This window comes from Corallococcus sp. CA053C (assembly GCF_003611675.1).
Classification (GTDB): Bacteria; Myxococcota; Myxococcia; order Myxococcales; family Myxococcaceae; genus Corallococcus.
In genome coordinates this window covers 1-3,469 of sequence record NZ_RAWA01000637.1, presented here as the reverse complement: position 1 = coordinate 3,469, position 3,469 = coordinate 1, and the positions used below count along the sequence as shown (strand labels likewise).

Below are 3,469 nucleotides of genomic sequence, written 5' to 3'. Positions count from 1 at the left end.
GCCCCACCCTGCCGCCACACCGCGAGCCGCGCGGGCTCCGTCCCCAACGGCCCGAACGCGCGCGCGGACACCTCCGTCGTGCTCCCCTCCACGCCCTCCAGCGGCACGCGCCACGCCGCGGTGAACGTCCCCGGCGGCGCCTCCACCACGGGGCCCACCGACCCCACGAGCGCGGAGACCTCCACCTTCGCATCAGCGCGCGGCTGCCCCGCCTCGTCGCGCGCCACCACCACCACCTGGCCCTCCGTCCCGCGATGCACCAGGGGCTCGGTCAGCGACACCGTCACGTCCCGCACGGGCCCCTGCACCAGTTGCATCGGCAGCGACTCGCGCGAACCGGGACCGCGCTGCGGCCAGGCCGCGTCGATCCGCTCATCCGCCGCGAGCGCGCGCGGCGCGGTGTAGCGCCACTCCAGCATGCCGTTCGCGTCGCGCCGGGGACCCTCCAGCCGCCCGTACTTCGCCTTCACGGTGACGCGCGCGTCCGCCACCGGCAGGCCCTTCGGGTCGCTCGTCGCGCACAGCAGGCGGGCCTGGGCCACGCCGTCCGCGGGCAGCCGCTGCGGATTGAGCACGCACGCCAGCCCATTCGTCGGAGGCAGCTGCAGGTCGATGGCGATCCGCTCCACGTTGCCCGCGCGGTCCTCCACCTGCCCCCGCACCATCGGGTAGCCCGGCGGCACGATCAGCGGCAGGAGGAAGCTCCCATCCGCGCCCACCTGGACGGGTCCGAAGCGCTTGCCGGCGATCTCCAGGGACACCCGCGCCCCGGGCTCGCTCTCGCCGGGCAGATCCACCGACGCCGCCAGCGGCACCAGCAGGCGTCCGTAGGCCCCATGCACCGACTGCGGGTGCGGCCACGCGGACAGCGCCACCAGGATGGCCGCCTCCGGCGAGTCCGTCTCCGGCAACACGTAGCGGGCCACGTAGGTCCCGGGCCCCGTGTGCTTCAGTCCCTCCACCCGTCCGGTGCTCGCGCGCAGCACCGGGGGTGCCCCGCTGTCATCCGGCGTGCCGTCCGGCCGCAGCTGCTTCACCGTGAGCGTCGCGTCCGTGTCGCGGCCCTTCACCGGCTGGGCGGGCTCCAGCGAAAGCTCCACGCGGCTCGTGGGCGGGCCCACGGCGTAGCGCGCGCGGGCCTCGGCGCCGTCGCCCTTCGCGACCACCACCACCTCGCGCGCCTGGGCCCGGGGGACCACGACGAAGGTGCGCAGCGGGGTGGCCTCCGGTCCGGGCCGCACGTCCGCGCCCTCCGCCGTCACCGTGGGCGGCGCGAACTTCACCGGCGCGCCCTTCGCGTCCCGGCGCACCACCGCCACCGTGAAGCCCTCGGGAGGCACGGGCACGTCCGGTCCGAGCAGCTCCAGGGAAGCCGCCCAGACCGGGGCACACACCAACAGCAGGGCGGGGATCAGACGTTCCAGGACCCCCCGACTCTACAGGGCACCCTGTCGGGACTGAACCCCTTTGCGGCCCGCCAGCGCCGGAAGTGGCGGCGCACCGGGCCCCGGAACGATTTCCCGGGGCGGCGCGACCTGGCGGGTGGGCCTCATCGCGCAGGACCCCGGGGCCCCGGCAGCGGATCAGGGCGGGGCAACCTTGGCGGTCTTCCGGAGTTTTCCGAGAGTCGTCACGGGCGGCGTCGTGTCCACGGCGAGCTTGCGCTGGTCCTCCCCGACCAGACCTCCCACCCCCAGGACCCGCACCTTCACGTCGTTGCGGCCCTCCTTGAGCACCACCTCTTGCTCGAAGTGTCCGTCCTTATCCGCGTGGATCGGCTTGCCCTCTACCTCCACCCGGTTGCCCGGATCCGTCTGGCCCTTGACGACGAGCTCGCGCTGCCGCAGCTCCTTGTCGTCCCCGGGCCACTCCACCTTCAACAGGAGGCTGCTGGGGACGGGGGCGGGCTCGGAGGGGGCCTCGCCGGGCCGGACGATGGACTGCTGGCCGGCGCGGACGATGACGACCTTGCCATTGCCGGTCAGCGTCACCTCGCCGTCGCGCGTGCCCACGTTCACCGTGCCCTTGCCGTTGTTCGTCATGGTGAAGGTACCGCCGCCGGTGCGCGCCACCGCCGCGTCTTTGTCCTCTTTGTCCGTCGTCTTCAACTCGAAGGTGTGGCGCATGCCGGAGCGCACGGTGGTGGTGGCCATGCCGTTGGCGAGCAGCAGGCGCGACAACGAGTCCGTCAGTTCCTCCACGGACACCTCGGTGCCGGCGGCCATGCGCACCTCCACGGCCTCGCCATTCACGAGCACGGCGTAGGCGCCATTCCCCGTGCGCACCATGTCCGTGGCACGCAGCGACATGCCCTTCTCGGCGCGAGTCCACGCGCCGTCGCGGCCATGGCGCACCTCCACCAGCCCATCGATGTCCTTCAGCTCCAGCTCCACGGCCTTCTTCGGCTCCGCCACGGCCACCTTGGGCTCGGCGACGGGAGGAGGCGTGGGAGCGGGCAGTTCCCGCAGGAAGACGAACCACCCCACGGGCAGCGCGGCCAGGATGAGGACGAGCCCGACGAGGAACGGCACCTGTCGCTTGCGGGAGGAGGAAGCGGCCATGCGATGGCCCTAACTACCACACTCCGTGCCCCTCAGGCCCGGGGCAGCACGATGGTGAAGCGGGCCCCCTGCCCTGCCTCCGAGCGGACCTCCAGCGTCCCCCCGGCCTCGGTGACGATGCGCCACGCGACGCTCAGCCCCAGCCCCACGTTGGACCACACGTCCTTGGTGGTGAAGAAGGGCTCGAAGATGCGCGGGCGGATGTTCTCCGCGATGCCCTTGCCCGTGTCCTCGACCTCCAGGATGCACATCCCGTCGCGCTCGCCGGTGCGCAGGGACAGCCGCTTCACGGGCGTCTTGATCATCGCGGTGCGCGCGTTGGACAGCAGCGCCAGCACCACCTGGGACAGGTGCCCGGGGTCCGCCCTCACGCGGGGCGCCGTGGTGCTCAGCTCCGTCACCAGGTCGATGCCCTCGCCGCGCGTCTGGTTCTCCGTGAGGGAGAGCGCGTCGCGCACGACGGAGTTCAGGTCCACGGGCCGCAGGTCCGGGCGCTCGCGCTGCTGGGAGAAGCGCAGCAGGTTCTGGGTGATGTCCTTGCAGCGCTTGGCGCTCTGCTCGATCTTCCGCAGCGTCTCGAAGTCCGAGTCGCCGCTCGACCTGTCCAACAGGAGCAGCTGCACGTTGCCGAGGATGCCGGCCAGCGGGTTGTTGATCTCATGCGCCACGCCCGCGCCCAGCTGCCCCACCGCCGCCAGCTTCTGCGCCTCCACCAGCTGCGCCTGCGCGGCCCGCAGCTCCGCCGTGGCCTCTTCCACCCGCACGCGCAGGTCATCGTTCCAGCGCAGCATCCGAGCGCGCGCCGCCTCCAGCTCCTCGCCCATCCGGTTGAAGGTGGACCCCAGCTCGCTCAGCTCGTCCTGCCCCTCCACCCGCACGCGGCGCTCCAGCTCACCGCGCCCGTAGGC

At 72.8% G+C, this 3,469-nt stretch carries 3 protein-coding genes; all 3 read right to left on the bottom strand.

Translation table 11 applies throughout. The annotated features are described in order from the left end of the window. Positions 1–1,346: hypothetical protein (locus D7V97_RS41365; RefSeq protein WP_199729156.1), on the bottom strand; the 1,346-nt coding region annotated here is incomplete at its 3' end. A 237-nt stretch (positions 1,347–1,583) separates the two neighbouring features. Further along, a complete protein-coding gene (locus tag D7V97_RS41360; protein WP_120616039.1) occupies positions 1,584–2,561 on the bottom strand; it encodes a hypothetical protein in 978 nt (325 codons plus the stop codon). A 32-nt stretch (positions 2,562–2,593) separates the two neighbouring features. Then, positions 2,594–3,469 (bottom strand): sensor histidine kinase (locus D7V97_RS41355; protein WP_158623568.1); only part of this gene is annotated, 876 nt, incomplete at its 5' end.